The sequence below is a fragment of the Dorea sp. AGR2135 genome, from assembly GCF_000420885.1.
Lineage (GTDB): Bacteria > Bacillota > Clostridia > Lachnospirales > Lachnospiraceae > Dorea > Dorea formicigenerans.
The window spans coordinates 90,174-103,990 of sequence record NZ_ATVU01000006.1 but is presented as its reverse complement, the minus strand read 5'-3'; the positions used below and the strand labels follow the sequence as shown (position 1 = coordinate 103,990).

Genomic DNA, 13,817 nt, shown 5'->3' with positions numbered 1-13,817 from the left:
CTATCACTAATATAAGTGAAAAAAATCTAACAGCTTTCCCATTTCAGCAGTATCAAGGCTGTATTGCTCTGCGATTGTTCCGTCCTCTATACGGATAATATTGTCACAGGTCTTTAGAATAAATTCCGGGTCATGTGTCACGATCAACAGCGTTTTTCCTTGTTGTTTAAGCTGCTGCATAAGTTCCGCCACCTGTTCCATATGTCGGAAGTCTAAGCCACTTGTAGGCTCGTCTAATAGAAGCATTTTCTTATCAGAAAAAATAGCACCGGCTATGGCTACCCGTTGTTTTTGCCCACCAGATAATGACATAGGATGTCTTTCACGAAACGAAATGAGGTCAAGACGTTCCATAACCTGTTCTACTTTATTTGTGTCTGCATTATCAGCCCCCAAAACAATTTCATCAAACACACTCTCTGTAAATAGCTGATGGTTGACATCCTGCATAACAAGATAACAGTTTTTCGCCCATTTACGCAAAGAGTACGATTTTCCATTGTCCTGCACTTCCCCGGAACATCTTTTTTCTAAACCGCACAGACAGCGGAGAAAGGTACTCTTTCCCGCGCCATTTTTACCAATGACTGCAATCGCTGTCCCTTTTGTAAAATTCACCGCAGGAATATGTAACGATTGCTGTTCCCCTTTATAGGCAAAATCCATCTGCTTTAATTGATAGAAGCCGGAACCAGAGGATTTTTCTATATGCAATTCATAAATCTGTTTTAGACTGGCGGGCCGCAGCCCTAAATTTTCTACTTCCCTTTGGGAGAGTCCTAAAAAATCAGCCGTTGTCCATTCACGGCGTATCTCACCGTTTTGCATATAAATAATGCGGTCAGCCAATTCCATAAGATAATAGAGCCGGTGTTCTGCGATAATGACAGTCTTTCCAGCAGATTTCCAGCATGAAATGATATGCTTTAAGTCCTCAATCGCCGCTACATCCAAATTGGAAGATGGTTCGTCCAAAACAAAAATTTCAGGTTCCCCGGCAGATACAGACGCACAGGCGATTTTTTGTTTTTCACCACCTGATAAATGAAAAATATTCCGGTCGATCAGATTTTCAATCTGAAACAAAGAAACCGTCTGATGGATTCGCTCACGGATTTCATCTTCTGGAAGTCCTTGATTTTCACAACTAAACGCAATCTCGCTGGTGGTATCAACATTAAAAAACTGGCTGCGGGGATTCTGAAAGACAGAACCGATTTTCCGGCTCAAAATATGTAATGGCTGCTCCCGGATTTCCTTGCCGTCCACCCTGACAATCCCATTTAATTCTCCCTCATAATACCACGGAATAAGCCCGTTTATCAATCGTGTCAGCGTAGTCTTTCCACAGCCGGATTCTCCGCAGAGAAGTATGACTTCTCCCTGCCGGATGGAAAGATTGATATTTTTCAGGTTCCCTTTTTCCTCACTTCCATTGTAAGTAAAGGTCACGTTTTCAAGTTGAATCATATCATACCCCCTACATGAAGCACAAAGCATATCCAGCAGGCAATACATAACAGAAAACACAACAGGTCAGAAAGATGAAAACCGATCTCACAAATATTTGTGCGTTTTGTATCTCCGCTTAGTCCTCTTGTCAGTGCAGAAATAGATAATTCTTCCCCGATTTTTACAACTGACATTAAAAGGGGAACCATACGATACTCCAACATTTCCATAGGATTACGCAAAGAATTGATTCCTCTCATGTGCATAGCGTCCTTGATTGCTGCGCTCTCCTCTTTAATGGTCGGAAAGAAACGGAACATAACTGACATAGGAATCGTTATTTTATTGGAAATGTGCATACGTTCCATAGCTGCGTTAAACTCGCTGACCTTTGTTGTACTTACCACAAAATATCCAGTGATCAGGCTCGGCATCATTCGGTAAATAATGCCAGCGGTTGCTCCGATCAGAATACTTATCATTCCACTTGTTACAGGCATAACGAAAGAAATCATACTATATGCGGCGGCATAAGCTAAGAGATAAGAAACAGCAGCTTTTACACGGCCAGACAAAAGCAGCAGGGCAAATGGAACCAACGCCAGCACAGGATGAATGACGGTCATAATTCCACCAACCCTGCCACTTATCATAATGGTGCATACTGTGGCTACAAGAGCCAATTTTGTGCGTGGGGCAAGTGTAAAGCGTACTGTATTTTCGTTGCCTGAAATCAGACCGGCAGACACTTAAACAATACCTGCCCGGACAAAATGCTTTTTCAGAACAGCTTTTCCCAATGCGGCTCCGATCAATCCGCCGATGAAGCAGGCCGCCAGTAAAACAAGGAACATCCAGCCAGGTGTATAGGCGCGAAGCGTATCAACATATTCCTGTCCATAACCAGACACTAAATCTGCGAAATAGGATTCCCTCGTCAGATAAAGCGGTATGTAATTGCCAATAAACCAAATGCTATAAACAGCGTAGGCTAATGTCGTATTCTTTTTGCTGGTATAGTTCCCGGCTTTCAAAATGAAATCAGCCGCAAGGCCAAAGATCAGTGCGGTAAACATTGTAAAATATCCCATGCCAAATACAAACATGAGAATCCCGCAGATAATTGCTGTAATTGTTACCATGCCAAATTTTTTGATTTTGGTTAAGTAGAGCATGAAAGGAATCCCGGTAATGATCGGGCCATAGAATGTCATAGCCAGCAGGAAAACTGGAATAAACCCTAACATAGCGCAAGCCAAAAAGACTACAAAGTAGATTGCAGTAAAAATACCTATGGTAATCAGGTCTTTTGCCTGCAATTTAGAAGATTGTTGATTCATAAATTGTTCCTCCGTTTCTTGGTTAGAAAATGCTAACCTATTTTCTTTAGAAAAGGGATACGGAAAAATTTTGTACCCCTTTTCGATTTTTAAGTATATCAATCTCAAAAATTTTCTTCCACTCTCAATAGCTCAAATATGCTCCCGTTGGTTCATAAATTATAAGAACACACTTTACAAAAATATCACTGGGAAGAATTATAAAATGAAGATAAAACGCATATCAAATCATTCCCGACGCACTCTATGAACAATAGAATGTAACTGGGTGATATGATATGCCGAATGTAAAAGATTGTCCTGGTTTTGAAAGTTTCGGGGCGGACGTGCAGCAGGCACGGGAAGCCGCTGGAATGTCCCGCAGGGAATTGGCGGAACGGGTGGGAATTGCCCCGCGCTATCTTGCCAACATTGAACTATGCGGCACTATACCGAGTATGCCGGTTGTTATGCAGCTTATCCGGCTGTGCAAGCTGCCAGCGGAACGCTATTTCAATCCCGGCTTAATCAGGGAGGACAGCGAACAGCGCCAGTGGACAAGCCACAAGTTGCAGCTCTGCCCGGAAAAATACCTGCCTATCGTCGAGGGCGTCATTGACGGGGCAATCAAATTGAATGAAATCGACGGGAAAACGGAGGGTGAATAAAACATCCTCTGTTTTGCTTTTTATGGAGGCCGCGAAAGAGCCTCTTATTTTTTATAGATTTTTTCCCGGAAATTCCGGTTTTGCGGGTAAAATGGGGCGTTCTGTTCGCTCTATATGCGGAGGAAAAGAAAAACAGCAAGCATAGGGAGTGTAGCCACACTCCCGGCAAACGGCTTCCCGTTTGTATCTTTGGAAAGTCCCCAAACCCCTGAATGAATGGAGGTGCGAAAGTGGCAAACCGAAAACGGAAGTTTGTGCTGCGCGTCCCGGTGACGCCGGAGGAACGGGCGCTGATCCAACAGAAGATGGCCCAGCTTGGCACAAAGAACTTCTCTGCCTACGCCCGGAAAATGCTGATCGACGGTTATATCGTCCATATCGACACCGGCCCAGTCCGGGCGCAGACCGCAGAGCTGCAAAAGATCGGCGTCAACGTCAATCAGATTGCAAAGCGGCTGAACAGCATGGGGCCGGTGTACGCGCAGGACATCGAGGACATCAAGGGGGCGCTGGCGCAGATATGGCAGTTACAAAGATCCATCCTATCAAGTCAACGTTGAAAAAAGCCCTGGACTACATCGAAAACCCGGACAAGACCGATGATAAACTGTTTGTTTCCTCCTACGGCTGTTCCTATGAAACGGCGGATATAGAATTTCAAATGCTGTTAGATCAGGCGTTCAAGAAAGGCAGCAATCTGGCCCACCATCTGATACAAGCCTTTGAGCCGGGCGAAACCACGCCGGAGCAGGCCCACGAAATCGGACGGCAGCTTGCCGATGAAGTGCTGGGAGGGAAATATCCCTATGTGATTACCACCCACATTGACAAGGGCCACCTGCATAACCACATCATTTTCTGCGCCGTGGATATGGCGAACCAGCGCAAGTACATTTCCAACCGCCAGACCTATGCCTTTATCCGGCGCACTAGCGACCGGCTGTGCAAGGAACACGGCCTGTCTGTGGTAAAGCCCGGCAAGGGCAAGGGCAAGACCTACGCCGAGTGGGACGCACAGAAAAAGGGCAAGAGCTGGAAAGCAAAACTGAAAACCGCCATTGACGCAGCTATCCCGCAGGCCAAAGATTTTGACGGCCTCCTGCGGCTCATGGAGGCACAGGGCTACGAGATAAAGCGTGGGAAATTTATTTCATTCCGCTCCCCCGGACAAGAACGCTTCACCCGCTGCAAAACCTTGGGCGAGGACTACACCGAAGAAGCCATTACCCGGCGCATTAAGGGGCTGGCCGTGGACAGAGGGCCGAAACGGAAAGTGGATAAGGGAATCTCCCTGCGGATTGAGCTTGAAAACAACATCAAGGCCCAGCAATCGGCGGGCTATGCGCGGTGGGCGAAAGTCCATAACTTGAAGCAGGCCGCCAAAGCCTTAAACTTCCTGACGGAACACCAGATTGAAAGCTACGAGGGCTTGGAAAGCAGGCTGCACGAGATCAGCGCGACCAACGACAAAGCCGCCGCTACCCTAAAAACGGTGGAGCGCCGTCTTGGGGACATGGCGCTACTGATAAAGCATATTTCCACCTACAAGGGGCTGCGGCCTGTGGCGCTGGAACTGCGAAATGCCAAAGACAAGGCCGCGTTCCGGCGGCAGCATGAAAGCCAATTGATCTTGTATGAGGCGGCGGCAAAGGCGCTCAAAGAGGCCGGGGTCACAAAGCTCCCCAATCTGTACGCCCTCAAACCCAAGTATAAAAAACTAGACGCAGAACGGGAACGGCTGTCCGCACAGTACAGCGAAGCGAAACAGAAATTGAAAGAATACGGCATTGTCAAACAGAATGTAGACAGCATTTTGCGGACAGCGCCGGGAAAGGAGCATACGCAGGAACGATGAACATACCGGGAATGAGTTATCCCCAATACCGCAAGGCCCGCAGGCTCACCCATGAGTGCTGCAACTACTGTAACGGAAACTGCCTCCTGCTGGACGATGGGGAGGAATGTGTCTGTGTGCAGAGTATTTCCTATTCGCTGCTGTGCCGGTGGTTCAAGGTGGCCGTCCTGCCGCTGGACGCGGCCCTGTGTGCCGAGATCACCAAAGGCCGGGACGAGATCAAACGCTGCGCCGTCTGCGGGGCGGCGTTTACACCCAACTCCAACCAGGCCAAATACTGCCCGGATTGCGCGGTGCAGGTACGCCGGAAGAAAGAGGCGGAACGCCAGCGGAAAAGATACCTCCTGTCTACGCATTTAGGACGGTAAAAGTCCACGGAAATCAAGGGTTTTTCCGCATAGTCGGCAGGCAGGTGGATAAAGTTATCCTGTTCCCCTTAAAACGGGGTTCTAAATGCGGGAAAACGAACAAAAAGAAATGCCGGACGCAGAGGCTTTGACAGCCCCCGCGCTCGGCGTTTTCTATCACTGGGTTACATTAAAGGGTTAATGTATCCTAAAATAATAGCTTTGTTGTACGCCTCAATAGAATTTGTGGCATCCAATTTTTCATAAATATTTTGGATATGATTATAAAGAGTTCTCTCACTGATATATAAATCCTTTGCTATTTCATGTTTTGTTTTCCCTGTTCCAATCGCCTTAATAATTTCTACTTCACGATCTGTTAGACAATCTAATAAAGGGGACACAGTGGACTTGTGACCTTTACTAATAGCTGTGAGTTTTTTTACCAACTCGTCAGCAGAAGCAGACTTATCAATATAACTTACGGCGCCTTTTTTAAGTGCCTCCTGTCTATAAACTGGCATATCATAAGAGGATAGCATAACCACCTTTATTTTTGGCTTTTTACTATATATCGTTTCTATCAGATCAATGCCAGAACTTTTTGACTGCTCTCTTAGGTTGACATCAAGTAATACAATGTCCCATTCGTCTACGGAAAGAATATTCCAAAACTCTGTTTCATTACTTACATAGCGACAGATAGAGATTTCATCCCAATCTTCCAGAAGTTTGCTTAAACTCTCTCCAAATATCCTGTGATCATCAAATAGTAATATCTTCATTTTTTCTCCCCAAAACTGCCGTTGCAGTTAAAATACCATCTTTCTCTAAATACTGAATGTTACCACCATTCCCATTTATCAACACCGTCAAGAACAGCATACCACCTTTGGAAGAAAGAATGTTTTCAATGTCATTTGGTTTCGCTCCATCATTTTGACAGGTAATTACGAGTTTACTTTCTTCATTTAGCGCGATTTCCAAATGGATAAAAGTAGCGGCAGCGTGTTTATAAACATTGTTGACAAGTTCTTTGATTATCTGCATGGTCTGTTCCAAACTGTTATCTTTTTTCAAAGCAATCCTTGCTTCGCTGTCAATCGTGAAATCTACAAGTATATTCTTCTTTGGGTACAGCTTCTTAATCGCGTCAAGCATATATCCGATATGTTCCCATGAAGCATACCACGAAAAGATATTAGAGGAATAGAAATTCATCATATTTCTTACCCGCAATTCCAAATCAGACAATATCCTTTTTGTTTCATCAACATCTGGTGAGCGAAGCGACAGGAGATTTTTGGCACCTCCAATGTCTTGAAGCACATCGTTATGAAGCAGTCTTGAGAAATCTTCCCTCTCATTTGCAATATAGTTCGTTAATTCATAATACTTTGTCAACTCCTTGTAACGGGCCTCCATGTCGCCAAGATGAATGACAGCAAAAGCCTCAAATAAAAGCATTATAAGCTGAAAAAATACATTGACTTGTAGGGTGGACAAATCAAAGCAATAAAGTACGACTGTAAACAAGGGAATCATAAAAGCGAGGACATATCTTGCTTTCCTCTGGGCAATCGGAAGAATATTAACCTGTTTCAAATTTATATATCTATAATCAAGGAAAATTCCCATGAACATTCCAACTAACATAGTTATAGCAGGGAGAATTTGGAAATTGAAAAACGACAGTATGATAGCCGCAATTCCAAACAGCAAGCGAACCATTTTACCCCGGCTTGCGTCAGTTCTTACCAGCATTATTCCGATAATCAATGCAAAAGCCAGAAATGCACCCGTGTATAAGGTAGAAAATCCATCATACATCAGCGCCGCAATAAAGGAAACAGAAAGCAGGTTCCAGCCACATTCAGATATTGTTGCCTTTCGCCGTGATGTCATTACATGAAGATAGAGCAGATTGAAATAACAAAACAAGACGGCAATCGACAATAAGTTGATGGCTCCGTCATTCGCAATTCCTTTATGTGTTCTATCCAATATAACCCATAAAGTCACAATACCCGCATGAAGAAACAGATACGGATAGAAGCGTTTATCCTGCATAGGACACCCCTCCTTTCAGCTAAAATTCATTATGTTAGTAATATGATGATACGATCCGTTCTTTAGTCATCAGACATAAACCACACGCAGTCAAAACTATTATACTCACTGGAGAAAATAGTAGCAACACCCACACATTATTCGTTTTCATAAATATCCCACATTTTAAGACAACCAGCAAAATATGAAGCAGTGTTGCAAAGATAGGAATACTCTTAAACCAGTTCATATTTCTAATCCAGAGAATCAAAACATTTATAAATGCCGAATACAATATGCTAAGGATCAGAAAATAGGTGCCTAATAACAAGATAAGGTTTGGCAGGCGAATGGAAATCATCAAAAGTAGAGGAAACAAAAGGATCAGCGTTCCAATCCATAGTGATAGCAGATTCTCCTTAACAATACTTGAGATTTTAATACCATTAGCAAGTTTCCATTCTATTCTCTTTGTAATTTTTTCTTGCTGCAACATATCCTTGCTTATTTCTCCGGCAAAAAAGATAAATAAGCACAGGTATCCATCAAGCATAAAATACTTTATATCAACGCCAAATACAATGTTCTCTGAAATATCCCCAAAGTTCATCAGAGAGATCATGCCAAAGATAGCTGCTACCGCACTCATAAATATAAAATTCCAGTTCAATACCCTTTTAAGGTTTAAGGTTATCAAACCCATTCGCCATCCCTCCTGATAACTGCTTCGTTGCTCATGTGCCGAGCCTTAAAGAAACTTAATAGTGCAAACATCATGCAAAGTGCAACATCAACCACAATAATCAAATAGTCAATTCCTATATGATGTTGATTCACAAACTCTGTAATTCGTTCTGCCGACATCGCAATCAAATAAACCAGTGCAAAATTACCAAAGAATAGAACATTTTTGAACAGTTTTACTCGTTTCACATCCAGTACAATGATATTCAAAGCGACAATCTCACAAAAACTAAGTACAAGAATACTAAGATAAACGCATACGATCCGCCCAAAGCTCATTGTCCAGTCGGTAAAGTAATAGCAACTCATAAAAACAAAGAACGGGATAATACCAGAAAAGCGGAAAATCTGTATCGAATACTGTTTTATAATCTCTTTTACCGCAATTCCAGAAGCTGCAAAAAATTCAATTCTCCGGCTTAACTTATCCTTTGCTGTCAAATCTACAATCATAGCACCGGATTGCAGGGAGGTAAGACCAAAAATAACCGCATAGAGCATTAGGACTAAATAATCTTCTCCCTTAGACTGCAAGGCGTCCATCTGCATTGCAAAGCTCATAAAAATCGCCAGAATGGCAACAATCGCAGTATCAATTAGGAGGCTTTTACTTCTGGTAAGATAGTAGCCTGCGCCTTTTCCCATGTTACTCATGCCGATTGCCCTCCTTAATAAAGATTTCTTCCAATGATTGTCCTTGCATTTCTTGAATACCCTTATCAAACAGCAATCTGCCATTTTTAATCATAGATACATCATCAGCGCACTTTTCAATCTCGCTAAGGTCATGTGAAGTGATAAGAACCGTTTTTCCGTCAGCTTTTAGAGCCTCTATCAAACTACGGATTTCTACTCTGGATATCAAGAATATGCGGGATCTGGTTATCCCATCATTCTCAATGTCCGGCTATTTGGTAACTCATATCGGTTCCGTGGCTCGGTACAAAGCTCAGTTATTCAGTTGTCTGCTCAATCTGTATTGATTTTAAATTTTCTAAACTTGATACTTACTTTCTTTAAAGAAAGATCAATCTCATTGACATATTAAGATTTAATTCTACCAACACTTATAGCAAACCCATTGAATTCATAACAAAATTTATGTATAATTTTGTTATCAGATAAGGAGGTGCTTTTATGCCGATAATCAAATCAAGTGCTGATTTAAGGAATAATTACAATGAAATTTCTACATTTTGTCATAATTATCCAGAACCAGTTTTCATTACGAAGAATGGAAAAGGAGACCTTGCAGTTATGAGCATTGAAGCCTACGAAAATCTTGCCAGCCGATTTGAGCTTTACAGCCAAATCAAGGACGGAATGGACGATATTGCATCAGGCAACACCCGACCTTTCTCTGAAGCTATGGCAGATATCAGGAGTCGCCGCACACGATGAGTTATCAGCTTCATATCACATCCACCGCAGAGCATGGTATTATGCGTGCTGTGGATTACATCGAATTTACCCTAAAAAATCCACAAGCTGCTGACAATCTGTTAGATGCTGTCACAAAGCAGATAGGAACATTATCAGATTTTCCTCAAAAGTTCCGTCTTGTCGATGATCCTGTTTTAGCCAGTTGGGAAATTCGTTTTGTAATCATCAATAATTACCTTGCCTTTTATACTATTGATGAAGAAAAGCAGACCGTTATTGTAGTCCGTTTTCTCTATCAAAAAAGTAACTGGTGTTCCATTCTTCGACAGGGATTTCCCCTGGTTTAAGGAATCTGTTTTTGCAGATTCCTTTTCTATAAACTGTTCCTCCGATTTCTTTGTAATATTGTCATAATGTCAATATTCTTCCACAAAATCCCCCAGCTTATCTTTCCCATTTGGTTCATTCCACCCTTTCAGTAGCGTTTTAATCCCTGGCATCGTATAGTCCAAAAGATGAATCAGTTCCAACACACTTTCCACTCGCATCCGCATATAATGGCGGTACTGTCGACCTAAAGGCTTTAGTTCTAACCTATTTTTCATAGACTAACTGCTCGTGTTTTTGTTCCATATTCTGTTTTAATTTACTGAAACGTCTTCTGTTTGACTTAACTGTTTATGAACATCACGTCCACCATACATAATTCGCACTACATATACTATTTCAGTTTCATCATCTGTTTTGTAAAATACCAGATAATTACCCACCGGAAAGAATCGAAGTCCTCTGCTGTGCCACGGTTCTTCCTCATAGAGCCGATTTCTGTTCGGCATAGTATCCAGCTTCCGAATTGCCGTCATAATCCGCTCTGTCTGTCCTGCAGCATTCTCCGAAGCTAACAGTTCCTCTGAAATATATCTGAAAATATTTCGCAGATCTTTCTTTGCTCCTGCTGTATACATCACTTTATATTTCATATACCAAATTCCTGTTTCATTTCTGCTTCAACTTCATCTGCTGAATACACTCTGCCAGCCTTAATATCTTCCATGCCTTTTTCTATTTCTGCATTGAACTGTTCCTTTGTCAGAGAGCCATATGCCACAGGCTCCTCATAAGCTGGAAGTTTCATCTCAAAAGGAATTCCTCTCTGGAGTACAATCTGTCTCAGAAACATTCCTACTGCATTGGACATTGGAATTCCAAGTCGATCAAGCACCTGCTCTGCCTGTTCTTTCACTTCAGGCTCAACACGTGCAAATACATTTGCTGTTCTTGCCATAGATATCGCCTCCTCTTTTTTCTTCATTATATTTCGTTTGATTGCAAATTGCAAGCAGTTCGCAATCTTTTTTATCATTAATACGCTGGCAGGTGGCAGACGGCAGATAAGGTATCTATAAAAATCTATATTTTCTTCAATGACTCTGCCACCCATCATTCTTTTAATCGAATACTGTTTGGATTGCACATTAGAACATCCATCCAAATGTGCTAACACGTGTTTCTCATTCAAGAGATAAATAAAACAGAGTATTTCTTTTGCTGTCCTTTTCTTTTCCGAATCAGATATTACTGTAAAAAAATTCATATCTGACATTGATCTGGTTTGATCAAGTCTATGGCTTCCATTATTCAATATCAATCTATACATTAAATTTTCAAAGTAACTTTGATATTCTTTTTCTGGTAGTATTGCTAATATACTTCGATCTGTAGAAACCTCCTCAATACCTTTTTTGTATTGAAATGTAGAAAATGCTTCCAATACTTGTCTCATAATATTGCCTATTACCAATTCATATTCATCAGCATCCCCCAAAGCAAATCTATACACAATTTTCATTAATTCTGTATATTCTTGACGCCCATTATGCGGAAATGGAATTAATATTTTATTTTTCAATTCATATCGTTTATAAACAGGCTTATCTCCACCGTATTTCACTTTACTTGCTTCAATCAACTCTCCAAACATTTTTTCAGAATCATAATATGTAAGCAAGTCATGTGTCATAATAATTGATTTTGTATATTCATTTCCAAGCAAAAATTTTCCTAGTTGATATCTTAGGAAAGACATTATCCCAGTCTTATTCTCCATATCAAAGCTTGACACAGGATCATCAATTAACAGCAAATATTCTTTTGTATAAGCAGTTGTTTCTTCCTGATTTTCTAAAATGCTTGCAAAAAAATAACACAGTCCTATTATGTTTCTTTCTCCCTGCGATATTTTAGAGGGCTGTACAGGTTTCCCATTAGAAAGCAATACATAATTATTGTTACGATAATCAATTTTGAATCTATCGTTTGAGAAAAAAATATAACTTAAATTCCTATTAATAATCGAAAGAGCCACCCTAACATTTTTTTGTTTCGCTTCTAATTCATCCACAAGCTTTGTCAAATTAGTGCATGTAGCTCGTCTTTCCTCTAACTTCTCATGTTCTTTTTTCAATTGTGCTTTACATGCTAGATATTGGATATATAATTCTCTAATATCTAGATATGCAATAAGATTATTGATTTCAGTTAGACGCTTTATTATCGGTTTTGTATCAGTAATTTTCTTGTTATATTCCAATCGCTCATTTTCTAAATTTTCAAGTGCTTTATTCAGTTGTGTCAATAAATTCGAAACTGATATAATCTCCCCATTACATACAGAATACGGATTATCAATCTTACTTTGAATCAGCAAATTATTATTCCTAATCCCCATATTTATTTGTGCTAATATTTCTAAACATGAGTTCGTAGACATTTCCAATTTTGAAAATGGTGAAAAATCAATTTCTATTTCTTCTGCCATAACTGTACGCAGTTCTGCTAAGTGTTCTTCAACCGTTTTACTTAGTACTTTCTGAACGCTTTGCACTAAATCCTGTTTATACTTCTCCGATATCGGTTGCAGACATGTAGGGCATATATACGTTTTAGTATTTGAAAAAATATCAATCATATCATTTAGCTGACTACTTCTCCCTGTTTGTGCTAGTTCAAGTAAATAACATTCTCTTTCTGACAATTCCGGTCTCTCAATTTTTGTTCTTAAAAGTTTTAAGATATTTGTCTCGTCATATTTTTTATTAAATATAGGTACTTTTGTTGATATTGCTGCATCCCCTTGCTGCGCTATACGCAATACTTTTAATATTTCATTGAACTCTATAATTAATTGATCTCTGGTTTTTGTCGTAGTAAGGGTAATAAACTGCTTATATGTATCATCTCGAACCCCTGTATTCTGACGATTGTTTTTTATTAACTTATCTCTTCCAGCCCAGCAATCATCTCCTTGTAATGCTAATCTCATCTTTTTTATATGATACTTTGGCGAATTCTTACATTCAATTTTTTCATTCTCTATTATTGTTTTTTCTTGGATGTCAAATTCCCCCTTAGCTTTCTCTAAATTTTTTTGAGCCTCCTGAAGCTGCTCTGCAATCTCAACTTGGTGTCCTAGCATAATAATTGTATCTAATCCTGACTCATGGAATTTTACATTCTTATCTATATATTCTTCATCAAATACAAAAACATGCGACTTTTCTTCTTCTGTTAATTCAATTGGCAAATTGTTAATGCTTAAAAATTCAGCTTGACTAATTGTATCCTGACTCTCACCCTTTGCCTTTCGTACCGCTTTAGCCAATGTACTCTTTCCTGCACCATTTCTCCCATAAAGCAAAGTCCCTTTAACTGGCTTAACCTTATTTCCCTCATGCGGATCTAATAATAATATATTCGTTACTTCATCAAAATTAGCACCACATAATCTTATGCCTGCAATATCTCTTAACATTTAAAATCCCCCTTTAAATTTTACATTTTCATTCAAATACCATATTCTACCTTCTCTGTCGATATCATCTGTTTCTAACTCATTTGATTAATATAAAACTAAGAATATGCATGCCGCCGCAAAAGGCTTTCCCCTTGTCCGAAATCTATGATTTTGCTATATCCATGGATTGGGATTTTTCAAATCCGG

At 40.6% G+C, this 13,817-nt stretch carries 15 protein-coding genes and 2 pseudogenes; 6 read left to right on the top strand and 11 right to left on the bottom strand.

Features of this window, described 5'->3' with window-relative positions; all coding sequences use genetic code 11:
• Positions 1–6 precede the first annotated feature (6 nt).
• From G593_RS0105965 to G593_RS0105955, 3 genes are read right to left on the bottom strand one after another with little or no spacing between them, the layout of a single operon-like run.
• A complete protein-coding gene (locus tag G593_RS0105965) occupies positions 7–1,470 on the bottom strand; it encodes an ABC transporter ATP-binding protein (RefSeq protein ID WP_029731101.1) in 1,464 nt (487 codons plus the stop codon).
• Positions 1,467–2,201 carry an energy-coupling factor transporter transmembrane component T gene (locus tag G593_RS0105960; protein WP_044994146.1) on the bottom strand — a complete coding sequence of 245 codons (735 nt, stop codon included), beginning with the start codon at positions 2,199–2,201 and terminating at the stop codon, positions 1,467–1,469. Before G593_RS0105960 ends, G593_RS0105965 begins: the two co-directional genes overlap by 4 nt.
• Complete coding sequence (locus G593_RS0105955) at positions 2,202–2,792, bottom strand: MptD family putative ECF transporter S component (protein ID WP_028085898.1); 591 nt, start codon at positions 2,790–2,792, stop codon at positions 2,202–2,204. It lies immediately after the preceding gene.
• 278 nt (positions 2,793–3,070) lie between these two features.
• Here G593_RS0105955 and G593_RS0105950 point away from each other — a divergent pair, with 278 nt between their 5' ends.
• The 4 genes from G593_RS0105950 to G593_RS0105930 all read left to right on the top strand — a co-directional run bounded on the left by G593_RS0105950 (position 3,071) and on the right by G593_RS0105930 (position 5,662).
• A complete protein-coding gene (locus G593_RS0105950; protein WP_029731099.1) occupies positions 3,071–3,439 on the top strand; it encodes a helix-turn-helix domain-containing protein in 369 nt (122 codons plus the stop codon).
• A gap of 230 nt (positions 3,440–3,669) precedes the next feature.
• Positions 3,670–3,999 (top strand): plasmid mobilization protein, encoded by a 330-nt coding sequence (locus G593_RS0105940; protein WP_029731098.1) that lies wholly within the window; start codon positions 3,670–3,672, stop codon positions 3,997–3,999.
• Positions 3,960–5,294, top strand: coding sequence for a relaxase/mobilization nuclease domain-containing protein (locus tag G593_RS0105935; RefSeq protein ID WP_029731097.1), 1,335 nt, complete (start codon positions 3,960–3,962; stop codon positions 5,292–5,294). The genes G593_RS0105940 and G593_RS0105935 overlap by 40 nt, the downstream gene beginning before the upstream one ends.
• Positions 5,291–5,662, top strand: a complete 372-nt coding sequence (locus tag G593_RS0105930) for a cysteine-rich VLP domain-containing protein (RefSeq protein ID WP_081646497.1) — start codon at positions 5,291–5,293, stop codon at positions 5,660–5,662. Before G593_RS0105935 ends, G593_RS0105930 begins: the two co-directional genes overlap by 4 nt.
• A 164-nt stretch (positions 5,663–5,826) precedes the next feature.
• Here G593_RS0105930 and G593_RS0105925 read toward each other — a convergent pair whose 3' ends face one another.
• The 4 genes from G593_RS0105925 to G593_RS0105910 are packed head-to-tail and all read right to left on the bottom strand — an operon-like array spanning position 5,827 to position 9,088.
• Positions 5,827–6,426 carry a response regulator gene (locus G593_RS0105925; RefSeq protein ID WP_029731095.1) on the bottom strand — a complete coding sequence of 200 codons (600 nt, stop codon included), beginning with the start codon at positions 6,424–6,426 and terminating at the stop codon, positions 5,827–5,829.
• Complete coding sequence (locus tag G593_RS0105920; RefSeq protein WP_029731094.1) at positions 6,407–7,711, bottom strand: hypothetical protein; 1,305 nt, start codon at positions 7,709–7,711, stop codon at positions 6,407–6,409. Before G593_RS0105920 ends, G593_RS0105925 begins: the two co-directional genes overlap by 20 nt.
• 34 nt (positions 7,712–7,745) lie before the next feature.
• Complete coding sequence (locus G593_RS0105915) at positions 7,746–8,393, bottom strand: hypothetical protein (RefSeq protein WP_029731093.1); 648 nt, start codon at positions 8,391–8,393, stop codon at positions 7,746–7,748.
• A complete protein-coding gene (locus G593_RS0105910; protein WP_029731092.1) occupies positions 8,384–9,088 on the bottom strand; it encodes a hypothetical protein in 705 nt (234 codons plus the stop codon). The genes G593_RS0105915 and G593_RS0105910 overlap by 10 nt, the downstream gene beginning before the upstream one ends.
• 483 nt (positions 9,089–9,571) lie before the next feature.
• On the opposite strand from G593_RS0105910, the gene G593_RS0105900 reads away from it, so the two are divergent.
• Both G593_RS0105900 and G593_RS0105895 read left to right on the top strand, forming a co-directional pair.
• Positions 9,572–9,835 carry a type II toxin-antitoxin system prevent-host-death family antitoxin gene (locus G593_RS0105900; RefSeq protein WP_029731090.1) on the top strand — a complete coding sequence of 88 codons (264 nt, stop codon included), beginning with the start codon at positions 9,572–9,574 and terminating at the stop codon, positions 9,833–9,835.
• Complete coding sequence (locus tag G593_RS0105895) at positions 9,832–10,164, top strand: type II toxin-antitoxin system RelE/ParE family toxin (RefSeq protein ID WP_029731089.1); 333 nt, start codon at positions 9,832–9,834, stop codon at positions 10,162–10,164. The genes G593_RS0105900 and G593_RS0105895 overlap by 4 nt, the downstream gene beginning before the upstream one ends.
• 72 nt (positions 10,165–10,236) lie before the next feature.
• On the opposite strand, the pseudogene G593_RS0105890 reads toward G593_RS0105895, so the two are convergent.
• The 4 genes and pseudogenes from G593_RS0105890 to G593_RS0105880 all read right to left on the bottom strand — a co-directional run.
• Positions 10,237–10,407: pseudogene (locus G593_RS0105890) on the bottom strand (IS110 family transposase); the annotation flags it as partial.
• Between the two features lie 51 nt (positions 10,408–10,458).
• Complete coding sequence (locus G593_RS0105885) at positions 10,459–10,797, bottom strand: type II toxin-antitoxin system RelE/ParE family toxin (RefSeq protein WP_029731087.1); 339 nt, start codon at positions 10,795–10,797, stop codon at positions 10,459–10,461.
• Positions 10,794–11,102: a type II toxin-antitoxin system RelB/DinJ family antitoxin gene (locus G593_RS21430; protein WP_005339370.1), complete on the bottom strand. Its 309-nt coding sequence runs from the start codon at positions 11,100–11,102 to the stop codon at positions 10,794–10,796. The genes G593_RS0105885 and G593_RS21430 overlap by 4 nt, the downstream gene beginning before the upstream one ends.
• 342 nt (positions 11,103–11,444) lie before the next feature.
• Positions 11,445–13,628 (bottom strand): annotated as a pseudogene (locus G593_RS0105880) (AAA family ATPase); the annotation flags it as partial.
• Between the last annotated feature and the right edge of the window lie 189 nt (positions 13,629–13,817).

Excerpts from the sequence above, each read along its gene's own strand:
- G593_RS0105950 (WP_029731099.1), top strand. The coding sequence starts at position 3,071 with ATGCCGAATGTAAAAGATTGTCCTGGTTTTGAAAGTTTCGGGGCGGAC.
- G593_RS0105935 (WP_029731097.1), top strand. The coding sequence starts at position 3,960 with ATGGCAGTTACAAAGATCCATCCTATCAAGTCAACGTTGAAAAAAGCC.
- G593_RS21430 (WP_005339370.1), bottom strand. The coding sequence starts at position 11,102 with ATGGCAAGAACAGCAAATGTATTTGCACGTGTTGAGCCTGAAGTGAAA.
- G593_RS0105925 (WP_029731095.1), bottom strand. The coding sequence starts at position 6,426 with ATGAAGATATTACTATTTGATGATCACAGGATATTTGGAGAGAGTTTA.
- G593_RS0105920 (WP_029731094.1), bottom strand. The coding sequence starts at position 7,711 with ATGCAGGATAAACGCTTCTATCCGTATCTGTTTCTTCATGCGGGTATT.
- G593_RS0105955 (WP_028085898.1), bottom strand. The coding sequence starts at position 2,792 with ATGAATCAACAATCTTCTAAATTGCAGGCAAAAGACCTGATTACCATA.
- G593_RS0105965 (WP_029731101.1), bottom strand. The coding sequence starts at position 1,470 with ATGATTCAACTTGAAAACGTGACCTTTACTTACAATGGAAGTGAGGAA.
- G593_RS0105915 (WP_029731093.1), bottom strand. The coding sequence starts at position 8,393 with ATGGGTTTGATAACCTTAAACCTTAAAAGGGTATTGAACTGGAATTTT.
- G593_RS0105900 (WP_029731090.1), top strand. The coding sequence starts at position 9,572 with ATGCCGATAATCAAATCAAGTGCTGATTTAAGGAATAATTACAATGAA.
- G593_RS0105910 (WP_029731092.1), bottom strand. The coding sequence starts at position 9,088 with ATGAGTAACATGGGAAAAGGCGCAGGCTACTATCTTACCAGAAGTAAA.
- G593_RS0105930 (WP_081646497.1), top strand. The coding sequence starts at position 5,291 with ATGAACATACCGGGAATGAGTTATCCCCAATACCGCAAGGCCCGCAGG.
- G593_RS0105895 (WP_029731089.1), top strand. The coding sequence starts at position 9,832 with ATGAGTTATCAGCTTCATATCACATCCACCGCAGAGCATGGTATTATG.
- G593_RS0105885 (WP_029731087.1), bottom strand. The coding sequence starts at position 10,797 with ATGAAATATAAAGTGATGTATACAGCAGGAGCAAAGAAAGATCTGCGA.